The 17,336-nt window shown below is 72.4% G+C and carries 19 protein-coding genes and 1 pseudogene; 16 read left to right on the top strand and 4 right to left on the bottom strand.

The features are described from left to right. The 3 genes and pseudogenes from E4P42_RS27250 to E4P42_RS24090 all read left to right on the top strand — a co-directional run. Nucleotides 1-462 (top strand): annotated as a pseudogene (locus E4P42_RS27250) (hypothetical protein); the annotation flags it as partial. 66 nt (nt 463-528) lie between these two features. Then, nucleotides 529-1,479, top strand: coding sequence for a LysR family transcriptional regulator (locus tag E4P42_RS24095; protein ID WP_135128810.1), 951 nt, complete (start codon nt 529-531; stop codon nt 1,477-1,479). An 82-nt stretch (nt 1,480-1,561) separates the two neighbouring features. After that, the gene (locus E4P42_RS24090; RefSeq protein WP_256371212.1) at nt 1,562-2,713 is read left to right on the top strand and encodes a TDT family transporter; all 1,152 of its coding nucleotides are present in this window, start codon (nt 1,562-1,564) and stop codon (nt 2,711-2,713) included. A 9-nt stretch (nt 2,714-2,722) separates the two neighbouring features. On the opposite strand, the gene E4P42_RS24085 is transcribed toward E4P42_RS24090, so the two are convergent. Further along, the gene (locus tag E4P42_RS24085) at nt 2,723-3,451 is read right to left on the bottom strand and encodes a dienelactone hydrolase family protein (protein ID WP_135128801.1); all 729 of its coding nucleotides are present in this window, start codon (nt 3,449-3,451) and stop codon (nt 2,723-2,725) included. A gap of 114 nt (nt 3,452-3,565) precedes the next feature. Between E4P42_RS24085 and E4P42_RS24080 the strand changes: the two genes are divergently transcribed. Genes E4P42_RS24080 through E4P42_RS27115 form a run of 6 tightly spaced genes read left to right on the top strand, consistent with a single transcriptional unit; the run spans nt 3,566 to nt 8,514 of the window. Further along, the gene (locus tag E4P42_RS24080) at nt 3,566-4,567 is read left to right on the top strand and encodes a MoxR family ATPase (RefSeq protein ID WP_135128799.1); all 1,002 of its coding nucleotides are present in this window, start codon (nt 3,566-3,568) and stop codon (nt 4,565-4,567) included. Between the two features lie 4 nt (nt 4,568-4,571). Then, the gene (locus tag E4P42_RS24075) at nt 4,572-5,444 is read left to right on the top strand and encodes a DUF58 domain-containing protein (RefSeq protein WP_135128797.1); all 873 of its coding nucleotides are present in this window, start codon (nt 4,572-4,574) and stop codon (nt 5,442-5,444) included. Beyond that, entirely contained in the window at nt 5,434-5,907 is a 474-nt protein-coding gene (locus E4P42_RS24070; RefSeq protein WP_135128795.1) for a hypothetical protein, read from the top strand. The genes E4P42_RS24075 and E4P42_RS24070 overlap by 11 nt, the downstream gene beginning before the upstream one ends. Beyond that, the gene (locus E4P42_RS24065) at nt 5,898-6,872 is read left to right on the top strand and encodes a hypothetical protein (protein WP_135128793.1); all 975 of its coding nucleotides are present in this window, start codon (nt 5,898-5,900) and stop codon (nt 6,870-6,872) included. Before E4P42_RS24070 ends, E4P42_RS24065 begins: the two co-directional genes overlap by 10 nt. After that, nucleotides 6,869-7,762, top strand: a complete 894-nt coding sequence (locus E4P42_RS24060) for a hypothetical protein (protein WP_135128791.1) — start codon at nt 6,869-6,871, stop codon at nt 7,760-7,762. The genes E4P42_RS24065 and E4P42_RS24060 overlap by 4 nt, the downstream gene beginning before the upstream one ends. Then, on the top strand, nt 7,759-8,514 hold the full coding sequence (locus tag E4P42_RS27115) for a hypothetical protein (RefSeq protein ID WP_167759607.1): 756 nt from the start codon (nt 7,759-7,761) through the stop codon (nt 8,512-8,514). Before E4P42_RS24060 ends, E4P42_RS27115 begins: the two co-directional genes overlap by 4 nt. A gap of 9 nt (nt 8,515-8,523) precedes the next feature. On the opposite strand, the gene E4P42_RS24050 is transcribed toward E4P42_RS27115, so the two are convergent. Next, nucleotides 8,524-9,555 carry a B12-binding domain-containing protein gene (locus E4P42_RS24050; RefSeq protein WP_245234202.1) on the bottom strand — a complete coding sequence of 344 codons (1,032 nt, stop codon included), beginning with the start codon at nt 9,553-9,555 and terminating at the stop codon, nt 8,524-8,526. Next, a complete protein-coding gene (locus E4P42_RS24045) occupies nt 9,543-10,829 on the bottom strand; it encodes a PP2C family protein-serine/threonine phosphatase (protein ID WP_135128789.1) in 1,287 nt (428 codons plus the stop codon). Before E4P42_RS24045 ends, E4P42_RS24050 begins: the two co-directional genes overlap by 13 nt. A 196-nt stretch (nt 10,830-11,025) precedes the next feature. On the opposite strand from E4P42_RS24045, the gene E4P42_RS24040 reads away from it, so the two are divergent. The 3 genes from E4P42_RS24040 to E4P42_RS27245 all read left to right on the top strand — a co-directional run bounded on the left by E4P42_RS24040 (nt 11,026) and on the right by E4P42_RS27245 (nt 12,375). Then, entirely contained in the window at nt 11,026-11,373 is a 348-nt protein-coding gene (locus E4P42_RS24040; protein ID WP_305801116.1) for an STAS domain-containing protein, read from the top strand. A gap of 32 nt (nt 11,374-11,405) precedes the next feature. After that, on the top strand, nt 11,406-11,879 hold the full coding sequence (locus tag E4P42_RS24035; protein WP_135128787.1) for an ATP-binding protein: 474 nt from the start codon (nt 11,406-11,408) through the stop codon (nt 11,877-11,879). Between the two features lie 88 nt (nt 11,880-11,967). Further along, nucleotides 11,968-12,375 (top strand): STAS domain-containing protein, encoded by a 408-nt coding sequence (locus E4P42_RS27245; protein WP_209305862.1) that lies wholly within the window; start codon nt 11,968-11,970, stop codon nt 12,373-12,375. Here E4P42_RS27245 and E4P42_RS24025 read toward each other — a convergent pair. Beyond that, entirely contained in the window at nt 12,372-12,884 is a 513-nt protein-coding gene (locus tag E4P42_RS24025; RefSeq protein ID WP_245234203.1) for a TetR/AcrR family transcriptional regulator, read from the bottom strand. The two genes, E4P42_RS27245 and E4P42_RS24025, sit on opposite strands and share 4 nt — an antisense overlap. Nucleotides 12,885-13,062: 178 nt before the next feature. On the opposite strand from E4P42_RS24025, the gene E4P42_RS24020 reads away from it, so the two are divergent. The 4 genes from E4P42_RS24020 to E4P42_RS24005 are packed head-to-tail and all read left to right on the top strand — an operon-like array spanning nt 13,063 to nt 17,336. Continuing rightward, nucleotides 13,063-14,247: a cytochrome P450 gene (locus E4P42_RS24020; protein ID WP_135128783.1), complete on the top strand. Its 1,185-nt coding sequence runs from the start codon at nt 13,063-13,065 to the stop codon at nt 14,245-14,247. 42 nt (nt 14,248-14,289) lie between these two features. Continuing rightward, nucleotides 14,290-15,993 carry an amidase gene (locus E4P42_RS24015; RefSeq protein WP_135128781.1) on the top strand — a complete coding sequence of 568 codons (1,704 nt, stop codon included), beginning with the start codon at nt 14,290-14,292 and terminating at the stop codon, nt 15,991-15,993. A gap of 43 nt (nt 15,994-16,036) precedes the next feature. Further along, nucleotides 16,037-16,450 (top strand): VOC family protein, encoded by a 414-nt coding sequence (locus E4P42_RS24010; protein WP_135128779.1) that lies wholly within the window; start codon nt 16,037-16,039, stop codon nt 16,448-16,450. A 13-nt stretch (nt 16,451-16,463) separates the two neighbouring features. After that, complete coding sequence (locus E4P42_RS24005; protein ID WP_135128777.1) at nt 16,464-17,336, top strand: rhomboid family intramembrane serine protease; 873 nt, start codon at nt 16,464-16,466, stop codon at nt 17,334-17,336.

Below are 17,336 nucleotides of genomic sequence, written 5' to 3'. Positions count from 1 at the left end.
GCCGTGCCGGTGCCTGTCGCGCCGCCGGTGCCGGTGGTGGCGGCCCCGCCGGTGCCCGCGGCCCTACCACCCGTTCCGGTCCCCGCTGTGCCCCCTGCCGCCGTGCCCCCACCCCCACCGCCACCGGCAGAGGTTCCACCACCGCCACCACCCCTGCCGGTCGCGCCGCCACCCCCACCACCGCCGCCACCCCCACCACCTCCGGCGGCACCGCTTGTGGAGGCGGCCGGGGTGCCCGCCCCACCGGTACCGCCGCCACCAGCCGTGGAGGTCGCCGCGGTGGCGGATGCGGCGGCCTCCGCGGTGCCCGCGGCCGCGAACGCCCCGTTGGCCGTGCCGCCGGCCATCACGCTGCCGTCGGTGCCCGGACTGCCGGTGCAACTGCCGACCGAACTGTCGATGCCGCGCGACCTGGTGTGCGAGGGCACGGCCTGGTCGGCGTCCGCCGGAGACGCCGACTGACGCGGACCCTCACAAGCGGCGGTTGTGGCTTCTACACTGGCCGGCGTGCAGCGCCTCAGCCCTCGCATGCCCGACCTGATCTCGCTGGAGGTCCTGCTGGCGATCGCGCAGACGGGCAGCCTGAGCGCCGCGGGACGCGAATGCGGTATGACGCAGCAGGCCGTGTCGGCTCGCGTCGCGGCCATGGAGGCGCAGACGGGGGTGCAGCTGGTGCGCCGGGCGAAAACCGGCTCCGCGCTGACCGATGCCGGTGTGGTCACGGTGCAGTGGGCCGACCGACTGCTGGCCGTCGCGCACGAGGCGGACGCCGGGCTGGCCACCTTGCGTGCCGACAGCCGCAGCATGGTGCGCGTCCACGCCAGCCTGACCATCGCCGAGATGATGCTGCCGCGGTGGGTGGTCACGTTCCGCGCCGCGACCATGCAGTACGGCAATCCGGCACCCGAGGTGATCCTCACCGCCGCGAACAGCGAGCGCGTCATCGCGGCGGTCCGCGACGGGACGGCCGACGTCGGTTTCATCGAGAGCCCGGGCGCGCCGAAAGGGCTGCGGAGTCGCGTCGTCGCGCACGACGAGCTCGTGCTCGTCGTGCCCGCCGGGCACCGGTGGACCCGGCGGCCGCAACCTCTCGAGATCGGCGAGCTGAGCCGGACGCCGCTGGTCACGCGCGAAGCGGGCTCGGGGACAAGGGATTTCCTCGCCGCGGCGCTGCGTGACGCCGGCTGCGCCGAACCGGCGCCCCCCGCGCTGGAGTTCTCCACCGCGTCCGCGGTGCGGGCGGGTGTCCTCGCCGGTGCCGGTCCGGCGGTGATGAGCCGGGCCGCGGTGGCCGACGATCTCGCGCTCGGCCGGCTGCGGGCCGTCCCGGTGAGTGGGCTGGACCTGCACCGTGCATTGCGCGCGGTCTGGGTCGGAGCACGCACCCCGCCCGCGGGCGCCGTTCGAGACCTGTTGAGCCACATTGCATCGGTCGCGAAGGCGTCGCGACCGGCCGGTGGGCGCACCGCGGACCACTGACGTCGCGCCCTTGGTAGGTCACAAATGTTGATTGTGACTGCGGCCATTCCCTCCGGTGCCGCCGGTGCCTACCGTCGAATCTGTGAACACCGCGAAGCATTCGGCACCGGCGAGCGTGCGCCAGCTCGGCAATCTCGGCCCCAACTGGTTCGCCGCGGTGATGGGCACCGGGATCGTCGCCACCGCCGCGGCCGGCCTGCCGGTGCACTTCTCCGGGTTGCGGGGGTTCGCCCTGGTCGTCTGGCTCGTCGCGGCGGCGCTGCTGGTGGTGCTGCTGGTGGCGGTCGGATCCCACTGGCTGCGCCATCCCACGGTCGCGCGGGACCACGCCCGCAACCCGCAGATGGCGCATTTCTACGGGGCGGCGCCGATGGCGCTGCTCACCGTCGGGGCGGGTGCGCTGCTCGTCGGCAAGGACCTGATCGGCATGGACGCGGCGGTGCAGCTGGACTGGGTGCTGTGGTCGGCGGGAACCGTGAGCGGGTTGTTCACCGCGACCACGATCCCGTACCTGATGTTCACCCAGCACGATGTGGGACCCGATGCGGCGTTCGGCGGATGGTTGATGCCTGTGGTCCCGCCGATGGTGTCCGCGGCCACCGGCGCGATGCTCGTCCCGCACATGGCGCCGGGCACCGGGCGCACCACGATGCTCTACGGCTGCTTCGCGATGTTCGGCCTGTCGCTTTTCGCGGCGTTCATCATCACGACCCTGATCTGGAGCCGGCTGGTCCACTTCGGCACGTCGGGCACGGCGCGGGTGCCGACGCTGTGGATCGTGCTGGGGCCGCTGGGTCAGTCCATCACCGCGGCCGGGCTGCTCGGCAGCAGCGCGTCGGCCGCAGCGGACCCCGAGGTGGCGCAGGGCATGCGCATCTTCGCGGTGCTGTTCGGCGTGCCGGTCTGGGGCTTCGCGGTGCTGTGGATCTGCCTGGCGACGGCGTTGACGGTGCGGACCCTGCGCCGGGGCATGCCGTTCGCGCTGACCTGGTGGAGCCTCACCTTCCCGGTGGGCACCTTCGTCACCGGCACCACCCAGCTCGCCCTGCACACCGGCCTGCCCGCGCTGCGCGTGGCCGCCGTGCTCTCCTACGTCGGCCTGCTCGTCACGTGGTGTCTGGTCGCGGTGCGCACCGCGCACGGCAGCGTCCGCGGTGAGCTGCTGAGGACACCGCCGTCCACGGCCGCGGTCCCGGCGACGAAGGACCTCATCGGCGCCGGCCGGCTCGGGTGAGCGGCCCGGTCAGTCGCCGAACGTCTCGCGAAGGAAGACGCCCAGCGAACGCCACGCACGCTCGGCGACCACCGGGTGGTACTGGATGCCGCGCTCGGGCTGATCGGCGAACGGCGCCATGAACGCGTGCATGGCACCGCCGTAGGCGTGCAGCTGCCAGTCGGCGCCCCGCGCGGTCAGCTCCCGGCCCAGCGCGACGACGTCCTCCGGCGGCGCCAGCGGGTCGTCCCACCCGTGGTGCACGGCGATGCGGGGGAGGGTCTTTCCGGTGTTTCCGCGGGCTGAAGATCCGCCCGGCGGCGTGAGCAGCCCGTGGAAGCTGACCACCGCGCGAAGGGGATGGCCGGCCCTGGCGACGTCCAGCACGCACAGTCCGCCGAAGCAGAAGCCGATCGCGGCCGTCCGGCCGGCGTCGATCTGCGGGGCCGTGAGCAGCGCGTCCAGCACGGCCGACAACCGCGTCGCCAGCGCCGCCCGATCGGAGAGGAATGCGGTCATCTCCTCGGCGCAGCGCTGTGGGCCGCCCGCCGTCACCGCCTCCCCGAACAGGTCGACGGCCACCGCGCGGTAGCCCCATCCGGTGAGCCGCTCGGCGATGGCCATCTGGGCGTCGCTGCGGCCCTCCATCCCGTGGAACACCAACACCGTCGGCGTCGCTGCGGTGTCGTCGTCCGGGATGACCAGTCGGTGGTCGAACGTCACCTCATCGAGTGAGCCGGGCAGCGGGATCGTCGTCACCTCGGGGACGTTTCCAGAGCCGGCGTCCGGCGGGGAAGCGCGTTCGCGCTCGGCGAAGCGGGCTGCAGGCCGCCGACGTGTGAAATCTCCCGCTGCGGGTAAAAGACGCCGGATATGACTTCTGCCCCCATCCGCCCCGATCAGCAGGCCGTGACCGAGACCCAGCGCGTGGTGCGGGCGGTCGGCGCGGCGTTTTCCGCCAAGGTGGTCGGCCAGCAGAATCTGCGGGAATCGCTGCTCATCGGCCTGCTCACCGGCGGGCATGTGCTGATCGAGAGCGTGCCCGGGCTGGCCAAGACGACCGCCGCCCGCGTCGTCGCCGCCTCGATCGACGGCAGCTTCCAGCGCATCCAGTGCACCCCCGACCTGCTGCCCAGCGACATCATCGGCACCCAGATCTACGATTCGGCGACCAACCGGTTCGTCACCCAGCTGGGGCCGGTGCACGCGAACATCGTCCTGCTCGACGAGATCAACCGCTCGAGCGCCAAGACTCAGAGCGCGATGCTCGAGGCCATGGAGGAGCGGCAGACGACGATCGCCGGGCAGGTGTACCCGATCCCCGAACCGTTCCTGGTGATCGCCACCCAGAACCCGGTCGATCAGGAGGGCACCTATCCGCTGTCGGAGGCGCAGACCGACCGGTTCATGATCAAGGACATCCTGCAGTACCCCTCCGCCGACGAAGAGGTGGAGGTGATGTCGCGCATCGACGCCGGGATCTACGAGTCCGGGCACCGCACCCCGCCGGTGGTCGGACTCGACGACATCCGGCGCGCCCAGCACATCGTCCGCCACGTCCACATGGACCGGGCGCTGGTGCACTATGCCAGCCGGCTGGTCGAGGTCACCCGCAGGCCCGCGCAGCACCTGCCGGCGCAGATCGCCCGGTTCGTCTCCTACGGGGCCAGCCCGCGCGCCACGATCGCGCTGTGCCAGGCGGCGCGGGCGCTCGCGGTCCTGTCCGGCCGCGCGCACGTCCTGCCCGAGGACGTCGGGCGCATGGCGCACCGCGTGCTGCGGCACCGGCTGATCCTCGGCTTCGAGGCGGCCAGCGCGGACGTCACCGCCGACACGGTCGTCGACGCGGTGCTGCAGGCCGTCCGGGTGCCCTGAGCCGGTGGGCAAGCACCTCAACCGGGCCAAGGCCCACTTCGGCGGCGACACCCGCGGACTGCTCGACGGCGGCCGCTACGCGCTGCTGCACACCCGCAGCCTCGAATTCGACGATCTGCGGCCGTACGTGCCCGGCGACGACGTCCGCGACATCGACTGGAAGGCTTCCGCGCGGTCGGGCAGCGTGCTGATCAAACGGTTCGTCTCCGAGAAACACCACAAGATCCTGCTGGTCGCCGACGCCGGCCGGAACATGTCCGCGCTGGCGCCCAGCGGGGAGTGCAAACGCGACGTCGCCGCGCACGCCATGGGCGCGGTCGGACTGGTGACCCTGCGCCGCTCCGACGAGGTGGGCATGGTGCTCGGTGACGCGCGCGGCTGCGCCAACGTGCCCGCCCGCCGCGGCGAGACCCACGTCGAGAGCGTGCTGCACCGCTGGTACCAGCACAGCCTGGCCGACCCGGCGGCAAGCGACATCCGGGCCCAACTCGAATACGTCGCAACGCATTACGGTCACAGCCGGCTGGTCGTGGTGGTGTCCGACGAGCCGGAGGCCGATCCGCGCCTCGACGATCTGCTGGGCCGGTTGACCGCCCGCCACGACATCATGTGGCTGATGGTGTCGGACCTGTCACCGCTGGGCGCCGGACCCGAGGACGGCGACGGCTACGACGTCGCCACCGGAAAGGTGGTGCTCAACGGCGCCACGCTGAGCCGCCGAGTGGTCACCGCGTACCGCCGCGCCGAGCGGGCGCGGGTGCGCGCCCTCGACGCGCTGCTGACCCGCCACGGCGTCCCCTACGTGACACTGTCCGGCAGCGGCGAGATCCGCGGTGCGCTCGTCGCGCTCTCCGAGGTGCTCAGCCGTGCCGGATGACCTGCTGCGCTTCGTTTCCGGGCCGACGCCGTACTCGGCGTGGTGGCTGTGGCTGGCTGTTGCGCTGCTCGTGGCGGTGATCGCCTGGTACGGCCTGATCATCGTCGCCACCCTGCCGTCGCACCGGCTGCGAGGACGACGGATCATCGGTCCGCTGCATGCCCGGGTGCTGTGCCGGCGGTACGTGCGCCGCCTGGCCGGCATCGAGGCCGCCCACCACGACGGGCGCGTCACCGCCGAGGACGCGTGCGCCCAGACCAGCCGCACCGTGCGCAGCTTCCTGCACCAGGCCACCGGCATCAGGGCGCAGTACCTGCACATCGACGACCTGGCCGCCGGGAAACTCGCCGCCGCAGCACCGCTGCTCGCCGACCTCGGCGAGGCCCGGTTCAGCGGCGCCGCGCACTGCGACGTCGCCGACGCCACCGCCCGCGCCCAGGAACTGGTGCGGTCATGGACCTGAGGTGGTGGCCGATCGCGCTGGCCGGATCGCTCTGCCTGCTGGCGTGTTTCGCGCTGGCAGCGCTGCTGCCGCTGGCGCCCGACCGCCGCCGGCTGCGGCCGCTGGCCAACCTCGGGCGGCTGACCCGCCTGCCCGAATACGCCCGCGCGGCCCGGTTGCGCTCGGTGTCGACCGTGGCCACCCTGGTCCTGCTGGTGGTGCTGTTCGGCGCCGCCGTGGTGGCGGCGGCCCGGCCCACCGGCAGCGACACCGCCTTCGACCGCGACCATCCGCGGGACGTGATGCTGTGCGTCGCCGCGCCGCCCACCGACCCCACGGCCGGGGCCCTCCTGCGGCACTTCGCCGGCCAGGCCGAGACGTATCAGACCGAACGCATCGGGCTGACATCGACGAATACGCGGCTGGTACCGCTCACCCGCGACTACCAGTACGCTGCAGCACGATTCGCCGACTTCGCCCGGGCAGGACAGGACGGCGCCGCCGCGGCCCGCTTCAGCCCGCCGGTGCGCTACGTCGACTACGCGGCCAGTGTGGAGGACGTGCTGGCGCTGTGCCTGACCGGCTTCCCCGACTTCGACGAGAAGAGCACCCACCGCCGGTCGGTGGTCTACCTCGGCCCGCCGACCCTGCGCGCACCCGGAGAGCAGCGGCCCGCCCTCTTCGATCGCGACCGGGTTGCCGAACTCGCCGACCGAGCCGGCGCCCAGGTCAACGTCATCACGACCGCCGACGATCCCGTGTTGCGCGCGCTCACCGACCGCACCGACGGCGACTTCGCCGTCGCCACCGACGAATCCGCGGTCACCGCGGCCGCCGAGCGGATCGGCGACCACCCCGCCCCGCTGGTGTTGCCCGATGGCACCCGCGTCACCGGCGGATCCCAGGATTCACCCGTCGTCGTCCTGGCTGTCGTCCTGGTCGCCACCGCCTTGCTCACCGTCACTCTGGTGGTGCTGCGCCGATGACCTTCCAACCCATCGTGCCGTGGGCCATCTTCGCCGTCGTCGCGGTCGCCCTGCTCGGCGCCCGGCTGGTCACCCTGCGTCAGGTCGCGACGGCGGGGGGTGCGCACCGCAGGTGGATGCTGATGCGCTGGGCCGCAATGACACTCGCGGTCGTCGCCCTGCTGGGCGCCACCATGCGGCCGGCGCTCACGGCACGCGGTGACGACACCACCGGGCAGGGCGCGGGCGCCGATACCAACATCTTCCTCGTCGTCGACCGCATGGTCGACGCCCGCGGCGATCTGACCGCCGTCGCGGAGCGGTACCCCGAGGCGCGGTTCGCGGTTCTGACGTTCGGTGCGCAACCAGAGTTGGAATGGCCGCTGTCACAGGATTTCTGGAGCCTACCGCCGGTCATCGCCGCCCTGACGCCGCGGCCTGCGCCGGATCCGGCGCGCGCCGACGCCACCGTGGCCGGCAACATCCTGCGCTATCAACTGATCCAGGCCAGGCAGCAGTTCCCGAATTCGGACAGCCTCGTCGTCTACGCCGGTGCCGGTGCGCCGGACTCGACCGCAGCGCCGGCCGGACTGGGCGTGCTGCCCGCCACCGTCGACGGCGGTGTGGTGCTGGGCCACCCCGCCGACGGGCGGCTCGACGAGGCCACGCTGCGTCGCGTCGCCGACGACCTCGGGGTGCCGTACGCCAACCGAGAGGCCGGTGGTGCGCTGCCGCCACTGAAGACCCCGGCCGGCACGGACGACGCCACCGAGACCGCACCCGCCGTGGCGGGCACCCCGCTGTACTGGCTGCTCGCGCTGCTGGCCGCGGTGCTGCTGCTCGGCGAGATCTGGCTCAGCGTGCGGGAGTTGCGGCAGAGCCGGGTCGCGCGACGGGACGTGATGCGATGAAGAGCACGCGTAGGGGCCCGGTGCCCGCGCGGATCCGGCTGCGGCGGCGGCTGCTGCTGTGGTCGGCACCGGTGGCGGTACTCGTGCTGCTGCTCGCGGTCAAACTGCTCTCGGTGGTGATCGCCGGCAACGCCGCCGTGGAGCACTACGAGGAACGCGACGCCGAGGCCCTGCGCGGCGACGCCGCCGTGCTGGGCACCGTGAACCTCGTCGAACCCGCGAAGGCGCCGTTCGCGGCCGGGGCGGCGGCGGTCCTGGAGCGTCGACTCGACGACGCGGACCGTCTGTTCTCCGAGGCCCTCGACGGCGCCTCTCACGAGCAGTCCTGCCCGGTGCGGGTGAACCTGGCGCTGGTCCGGGAACGGCGGGGCGACGACGCCGGCTTCCTCGGCCGCAACGCCGACGCCACCGCGCTGTACACCTCGGCGCTCGGCATCGTCGAGCAGGCCCCGGCCGGCTGCTTCGCCGGCAACGCCGATCCCGACCCGCAGCGGCGGGCCGTGCGCGCGGACAGCGTCGTGCGGCTGACGGCGAAGATCGACGCGCTGCGGGATGCGCCGCCGGTGATACCGCCGCCACCGCCGCCCCCGCCACCGCCGCCGCCCCCACCGCCCCCACCGCCGCCTCCTCCGGCGGCGGGCCCGGCCGACGAGACCGGTGATCCCGAGGATGAGGCGCCGCGGCGGTTGGACCCGCGCGCGGGTGACCCGCTCGAGCGCCTGCGGCAGGTGCTGCAGGACGCCGCCGGCTGAGAACGGCCGTCAGACCAGTCCGTCGGCGAACCGGCGCGCCACGAGGTCGCGAGCGAGCGGATGGTCGGAAAGCGTCTCGACCAGGACGTCGCCGAGTTCGTGCACCACCGCGACGTCGATCCCGCGGGTGCGCATGAGATCGCCGATCCACCAGGCGGTCTGGGGCACCGGCCGCTCGTCGCCCGTCAGCAGTGCGGCGGCGACGGCATGCAGCACCTGGTGCAGCACGTCGTTGGCGACATCGCTGAGGTCACCCGGCGACGCCGTCTCCGGCGGACCCGCCAGCGCGCTCAGCGACCACCGTCGCCACAGCTCGGCCACCAGCGCCCGGTGGTCCATCTCCAGCGCGGCCTGCTCAGCGGCTGGGCCGGCGGGCAGCGGCGCGGCCGGCGGCACCACCGCGGGCAACTCCTCCATCACCGTCACCGCACCCTGCGCGGTCGCCGCCCACGCCGTGGCGCCCAGGGCGCGGGCGCGCACGTCGTCGCCCCCGAACGCCGGGCCGCCCACCACGACCGGCACCCCGGCCGCGGTGCTGGCCTCGATGAACCGCCGGGTGGTGGGTAGCGAGCCCAGCACCGAGCAGCTCACCGCGGTGGCCTCCGGCCCCAGATCCTGCAGGTGCTGGTTGAGCCGCATCGGCGTGGTCGCCGCACCCAGCAGCGTGCTGTCCCAGCCGTTGACCCGCAACGCGCAGTCGATGATCATCGCCGGCAGCGCATGCCATTCGCGTTCCGCGCACGCCACCACCACCCGACCCCGGGTGACCGGGACCGTGCGCACCCGCCGGCTCACCGCCCGGGTGGCCGCCACGGCGATCGCGGTCGCGGCGTGTTCCTCGGCCACGCTCCACTCGCCGCGCTGCCAGCGGGTGCCGACGTCGCGCTGGGTGGCGGCCACGATGTCGGTCAACACGCTGACCGGGTCGACGCCGTCGTCGAGCAGTTCGTCGACGAGTGCGCGGGCGGCCTTGGCGTCGCCTGCGGCCATGGCCGCCGTGTAGCGGGGGAGTGCGTCGTCGGTGCCGGTCAGCTGCCGCACGTCACCGCCAGCAGCGCGATGTCGTCATGGACGTTGCCGTCGAGGTACTCCAGCACGCTCTGCTCCACGGCCTCGCAGACGACGTCCGGCGCAGCGCCCGCGTAGGCCGGGAGGAACGCCATCAGCCGGTCGACGCCGTAGAAGCCGGTGCCCGAGCGGGCCTCGTCGACGCCGTCGGTGAACATCAGCATGGTGTCGCCGCGGTGCAGCCGCAGCGTGTGCGGGCGGTACCGCGCCTGCGCGCGCATCCCGGCCGCGGTTCCGTAGGCCTCGAGCTGTTCGACGCGCCCGTCGGCGCGCAGCACGATCGGCGCCGGGTGGCCGGCGACGGCCAGGTCGACGTCGGCGTGGCCGTCGACATGCGGCCGCACCCGCGCGCACACCACCGTCACGAACTGGTCGGACCCCTCGTCGTGGACCACCGAGTTCAGCGCGCCGAGCACCACCTCCGGGCGCCTGTCGAAGTGAGCGGCGGTGCGGATGCTCTGCCGGGTCCGGCCGGTCAGCGCCGCCGACTCGACCCCCTTACCGCAGACGTCGCCGAGCGCGAACAGCCAGTCGCCGGGCACCCCGAAGGCGTCGTAGAAGTCGCCGCCGATCTCCTGGTGCTCGGCCGACGGCCGGTAGCGGGCGGCGATCCGCAGGCCGTCGACCTCCGGCAGCACCGGCGGTCGCAGACCACTCTGCAACACCGCCGCGATCCCGGTGCGCTCCTCGTAGAGGCGGGCCGAATCCAGCGCCACCGCCGCCCGCGACGCGATGCGCTGGGCGAGCGCGACGTCGTCGTCGTCGAACCGGCGGTCGCCCAGCCGGGCGATCAGCAGCACCCCCAGCGTGGTCCCCCTGGCCGTGAGCCCGAGCGCCAGCACGTCGACACCCCCGTGGCCGGCGAGCTCGGCACACAGCCGGGGGTGGTGCACCAGGGCGGCCAGCTCGGCGACCTCGGTGGCGGCATCGTCGCCGGCGATCACGCGGCGCTGCCGGTGGCCGCTGACCATCGTGCGGTTGAGCACGGGATACGCCTGCGGGGCGCGGGCCACCACGTCGGTGAAGTGCAGCTCAGAACCGCCCACGAACGCCACGCCGCCGGTGCGGGAGTCCGGCCACACCACCGCCGCCCAGTCCGACAGCTCCGGGCGCAGCAGGGTGAGCAACCGCAGACCGGTCCGGCGCAGGTTGAGACTGCCCGCCAGCCCCACCTCGATCTCCTCGAGGAGCTGCGCAGGAGTGCGCCCGAGCGCGCCGACGGCGGGCGCCGGGGTGTCGCTTGGCATGGCTTTCCAGACTTCCTCGCGCAGTGTGGCGTCGGTTTTCACCGTAGCGGTCGCGGGCTGCGCGGGTCGCCGGCACGGGCTGTGGGCTAGCCTGGTGCCCGTCGCATCCGTGACCGACGACGTACCGGGTTCAGACTGCAGCCTCGACAGCTTGACGTTCGCACCCCGACCGGGTGCGCAGAACACGAGGTGAATCTTGGACCGTACGAGCACCCATTCCGAGGAGTGGCACGGCACCGTCGCGGTGGTCCGCGCCGCCGGGGCGATCGACATGCTGACCGCGCCCGCCCTGCACCAGGCCTGCCGGGCCGCGTGCAGCAAGGAGCCCACCGGTCTGGTGGTCGACCTGACCACCGTCGAATTCCTGTCCTCGGCCGGTATGCAGGTGCTGGTCGCCGTGCACGACGAGATCACACCCGACATCCGCTTCGCGGTGGCGGCCGAGGGCCCCGGCACCAGCCGCCCCCTCAAGATCACCGGGTTGACCGACTTCATCGACCTGTTCTCCACGCTGGATGCGGCGTTGGACACCTTTGCTGAATGACAATCGCACGAACTGGGTACGTGCTAAGCACTATGAGTTCTTCACATCTCGAGACGGACACGGCGGACCTGCGTTTCCTGCGCATCGGCGCAGCCGATGCGCATGCCGTCGCCCGCTTGAGGGAGGAGTTCACCGCCTGGCTGTGTGAGCTCTTCGAGCTCGACGACGTCCGCTCCAGCGATATCGTGCTGGTGGTCAACGAGGCGCTGTCGAACGCGGCCGAATTCGCCTACCGGGACCACGAGGCCGCCGACACCGTCACGCTGCAGGCCACCCACGCCGCCGCGACCGGCGCCTTGACCATCACGATCGCCGACCACGGCCAGTGGCGCCCCAGTGATCCGTCCAACCAGAAGCGGTCCCGCGGCCGGGGCATCCCGCTGATGCGGGCGCTGTCCGACCACGTCGACATCGACCGCTCCCCCAAAGGCACCTCGGTGCACCTGCACTTCGACCGGGTGCCACGCCGGTCCCGGGTCCGCACCCGCGCCACCGCACAGGCCTGACCGGCCGGGGGTTTGACCGCCTGCCGCCGGGGGTACCAGTGCGGCGCTGGGCGGCTCCAGCCGCACCCGACGGCACTCGGAGTCGCGCGTGACCATAACCCCACTGCACGGTCACTCCCGCCCGCACCGCCGCGCCACGCGCGCGGAACGGTTGAGCGTCACCACCCGCAGTTGGGGCCGCAAAGCCGACCGGCACATCACGGTGTCGGTGTTCGGCGAGGTCGACGCATGCAACGCCAAGGAGTTCGCGGTCGCGGTGTGCGAGGCCGCCGCCGGGCACACCGTCGTTGAGGTCGACCTCAGCGGGCTCAGTTTCCTGGCCGTCGACGGCATCGCCGGCCTGCACGCCATCAACGCCCAGCTGATCCGTCACGACGTCAGCTGGACCGTGGTGCCCGGCCGCCCGGTGGAGCGGCTGCTGGAGCTCTGCGATCCCGAGGGCGTCATCCCGCGGGTGCAGGCCGCCGACGAACCCACCGAGGCCGAACCCGCCTAAGTCGCGCCGGGCAGGTCGAACCGCGTCAGGTACCGCTCGACGAACTCGCGGGTCTGCTCGTGCCCCCGGGTGATGCCCAGCCCCTCCTCCAGGACCAGGATCCGGGCGAGGCTCGCCAGCAGCATCGACATCACCACCGGCGGGAACTCCGCGGTGTCCACGCCGTGCGCCCGCAGCGCGGCGGCCATCGCAGCCTCCTCGGCCTCGCGGAACTGTTCGGCGTAGGCGGCGATCCGGGCCCGGATGGTCTTGCGGTGGTTGGCCAGCGCCATGAACTCCATCCACAGCTGCGCTCCGGTCGCCGAGTTCAGCCGCCACATCGCATGCAGTGGGTCGGCGGCGTCGACGGTGTCGCGCTGGCGGGCCAGGTTGGCCTCGGCGCCGGCGCGCAGGACGGCCAGGAACATCTCGTCCATGCTGGGGAAGTAGTAGTGCACGAGTGCGGGCTTGACCTCCGCCTTGGCCGCCACCCGGCGCGAGGTGGCCGCGGCGTAACCCTCCTCGAGCATGACCTGCGCCGTCGCCTGCAGCAGTGCCCGCCGCGTGGCGGAATCCCGGCCGGCCGCCCGCGCGCTCATGCGGCCTCCCCGATCCTTGACCGTCGTCGGCCGCTGCTGCTAGACATGGCCTCACAGTAAATGTTGGGCGATCGCCCAAGAGGCGTCAGCACCGCCGGAGCGAGGGACGATGACGGTCTACTACGACCCCTACGATGTCGGGATCGTCGCCGACCCGTATCCCACCTACGCGCGGCTACGCGAGGAGGCGCCGCTCTACTACAACGAGCGGTACGACTTCTGGGCGCTGTCGCGGCACGCCGATGTGGAGAAGGCGCTGCTGGATTGGGAGACGTTCTCCAACAGCCGTGGCGACATTCTCGAACTGGTGCAGTCGGACTTCGACATGCCCGAGGGCGTGATGATGATGGCCGACCCGCCGGTGCACACGATGCTGCGCGGCCTGATGTCTCGGGTGTTCACGCCGCGCCGGATGGCCGAGATCGAGGACCGGATCCGCCGGTACTGCGTGAACTGCCTCGACCCGCTGGTCGGGGCCGACAGCTTCGACGTCATCGCCGAACTCGCCGCGATGATGCCGATGCGGGTGATCGGCATGCTGCTGGGCATCCCGGAATCCGAGCAGGTCTCGGTGCGCGACGCCAACGACGCGAACCTGCGCACCCGGCCCGGCGCTCCCATGAAGGTGGTGCGGGCCGACAGGATCGCCGACGGCAGCATCTACGCCGACTACGTCGAGTGGCGCTCGCACAACCCGTCCGACGATCTGATGACCGCGCTGCTCAACGTCGAGTTCACCGACGAACACGGGGTGACGCGCCGGCTGACCCGCAAGGAGGTCCTGCACTACACGCAGGTGGTGGCCGGCGCGGGCAACGAGACCACCGGCCGGCTGATCGGCTGGCTGGCCAAAGTGCTGGCCGAACACCCCGACCAGCGCAGGCAGGTGCGCGAGGACCGGTCGCTGCTGGGCCGCGTCGTCGACGAGACCCTGCGGTTCGAACCGACCGGGCCGCACGTCGCCCGCTACGTCGCCAGGGACTTCACCGCCTACGGCACCACGGTGCCCGCGGGCAGCGCGATGCTGCTGCTGTTCGGCGCCGCCAACCGCGACCACCGCCGCTACCCGGACCCGGACCGCTACGACATCCGCCGCGAGAACATCAGCCACCTCACCTTCGGCAAGGGCCTGCACTACTGCCTCGGCGCGAATCTGGCCCGCCTCGAGGGTCGCGTCGCCCTCGACGAACTGCTCAACCGGTTCGGAGAATGGGACATCGACCGTTCGACCGCGAAGCTGGCGCCGACCTCCACGGTGCGCGGCTGGGAAACCCTGCGGCTGGTGCCCGCCTGACCGGCACCCGCAGGCGGTGCCGCGGACCGTACGCTCACGGTTGTGGCCGACTTCGATGTGGTGGAAGCCCCGATCGCCGACCTGCGCGCGGCGCTGGACCGCGGTGACGTCACGGCCGTCGGGCTGCTCGAGGCGTACCTGGCGCGGATCGCCGCGTTCGACCACGGCGGCATCCGGCTCAATGCGGTGGTGGTGCTCGACCCGGCGGCGCACGCCGCGGCCGCCGCCTCCGACGCCCGCCGCGCCCGCGGCCAGACCCTCGGCCCGCTCGACGGCATCCCCTACACCGCCAAGGACAGCTACCTCGCCCGCGGCCTGACCGCAGCGGCGGGCAGTCCGGCCTTCGCACACCTCGTTGCACAGCGCGACGCGTTCGCCGTCGAACGGTTGCGGGCGGCGGGCGCGGTGCTGATCGGCCTGACCAACATGCCGCCGATGGCCAACGGCGGCATGCAGCGTGGTCTCTACGGCCGTGCCGAAAGCCCGTACAACGCGGACTATCTCACCGCCGCGTTCGGCTCCGGGTCGTCGAACGGCTCGGGCACCGCAACGGCCGCGTCGTTCAGCGCGTTCGGCCTCGCGGAGGAGACCTGGTCGTCTGGCCGGGCGCCGGCGTCGAACAACGCGCTGTGCGCCTACACCCCGTCGCGCGGGGTCATCTCGGTGCGCGGCAACTGGCCGCTGGTGCCGACCATGGATGTGGTGGTGCCGCACACCCGCACCATGGCCGACCTGCTCGAGGTGCTCGACGTGGTGGTCGCCGACGATCCGGACACCCGCGGCGACTTCTGGCGGAGTCAGCCGTGGGTGCCGATCCCCGCGGCCTCGGAGGTCCGGCCGCCGTCCTACCGCGACCTTGCCGGCGGCCCGGAGGCGCTGCGCGGCAAGCGGTTCGGGGTCCCGCGGATGTACATCAACGCCGACCCGGACGCCGGCACCGCGGAGTCGCCCGGGATCGGCGGGCCGACGGGCCGACGCATCGAGACCCGGCCGTCGGTGCTGGCGCTGTTCGAGGCCGCCCGCCGCGACCTGGAGGCGGCCGGCGCGCACGTGGTCGAGGTGGACTTCCCGGCCGTCACCAACTACGAGGGCGACCGTCCCGGCGCGCCGACAGTGTTCACCCGGGGCCTGGTCAGCCCCGAGTACCTGCGGCGCGAACTGCTCGACCTGTCCGCGTGGGGCTGGGAGGACTTCCTCGCCGCCAACGGCGATCCGGCGCTGTCCTCGCTGCGCGACGTCGACGGTGCGCGCATCTTCCCGCACCCCGACGGTGCGCTGCCCGACCGCTATCACGGCTTCGACGACGACATCGCCGCCTACCCGGCGTGGGTGCGCGAGCACCCCGGCGTCGCGTACACCGACATTCCGGAACTGGCCGACGGTCTGCGCGGCCTGGAGGAGACGCGGCGCATCGACCTCGAACAGTGGATGGACGACCGCGGCCTGGATGCGGTGATCTTCCCGGCCGCCGCCGACGTCGGACCCGCCGACATGGACGTCAACCCGGAGTCCGCCGAGCTGGGCTGGCGCAACGGGGTATGGGTGTCCAACGGCAACCTGGTTCCGCGTCACCTCGGCATTCCCACGGTCACGGTGCCGATGGGCACGATGGACGACATCGGCATGCCGGTCGGGCTGACGTTCGCCGGCCGCGCCTACAGCGACACCGCGCTGTTGAGCTGGGCCGCGTCCTTCGAGGTGACCGGTCACCGGCGCACCACGCCGCCGCGCACACCGCGGCTGTGAACGTCCGGACAATGGACGGTGTTGTGCGACGACAAGGAACGAGGTGGCCGTGAAACTGAACCTGCTGAGCCCGGGCATCGAGGTGGGCGTGGTGACCACGAACCTGGACGCGATGATCGCGTTCTACGAGGGCTTCCTCGAACTCGAACACCAGGGCGACGTCGACTTCCCCGGCGGGTCGCAGCGGCGCTACACGCTCGGCAACGGCGTGCTCAAACTCGTCACCTACGACCCGCCCCCGGCACAACCCGCCGCACCCGGCGGCGGCCGCGCGCAGGCCGGGCTGCGCTACTTCACCGTCGGCGTCAAGAACCTGCGCGCGATCGCCGCGATGATCGAGGACAGCCCGTACCAGATCGTCGAGCCCGTCACCGAATTCGCGCCCGTGCCGGGGATGGGCTGGATGTTCGTCGCCGACCCCGACGGCAACTGGGTCGAATTGTTCGGCACCCTCTAGCGGAAGCGACGCGATGACCTACCCGCAGTACCCGCAGTCACCGGCCGAGGCGCCGACCTGCTACCGGCATCCCGACCGGCAGACCTACGTCCGCTGCACCCGGTGCGGCCGCTACATCTGCCCGGACTGCATGCGCTCGGCGGCGGTCGGCCACCAGTGCCCGGAATGCGTCGACCAGGGCGCCCGCACGGTGCGCCCGGCCCGCACCCAGTTCGGCGGCCGCCTCACCGGGTCCACCCAGCCGGTCCTCACCTACGGGCTGATCGCGGTCAACGTGCTGGCGTTCATCCTGCAGAGCGCCTCCGGTGAGGCCTACCGCGCCTTCGTGCTGTGGGCGCCCGCCGTCGCCGACGGCGAATGGTGGCGCCTGGTCACCTCGGCGTTCCTGCATTACGGCCTCATGCACCTGCTGTTCAACATGTGGGCGCTCTACGTCGTGGGCCCACCGCTGGAAATGACGCTCGGGCGGCTGCGATTCGGCGCGCTCTACGGGCTCAGCGCGCTGGGCGGGTCCGTGCTGGTGTACCTGATCTCGCCGCTCAACAGCGCCACGGCCGGGGCGTCCGGCGCGATCTTCGGACTCTTCGGCGCCATGTTCGTGGTGGCCCGGCGGCTCAACCTCGACATCCGCGGGATCGCCGCGATCATCGTGCTCAATTTGGTCTTCACATTCGTCTACCCGTTGATCAGCTCACAGGGCATCAGCTGGCAGGGCCACATCGGCGGACTGGTGACCGGCGCGCTGGTCGCGGCCGTGTTCGCCTACGCACCGGCGGCGCGCCGCAACCTGGTCCAGGGCGGGGCCGCGGTCGCGGTGCTGGCGCTGTTCCTGGTGCTGATCGTCTGGCGCACCACCGAGATCATGGCGCTGTTCGGGGTGCGCTGA

The sequence above is a fragment of the Mycobacterium sp. PS03-16 genome, assembly GCF_004570325.1.
In the GTDB taxonomy this organism is placed as follows: domain Bacteria; phylum Actinomycetota; class Actinomycetes; order Mycobacteriales; family Mycobacteriaceae; genus Mycobacterium.
This window is presented reverse-complemented; position numbering and strand designations above follow the sequence as displayed.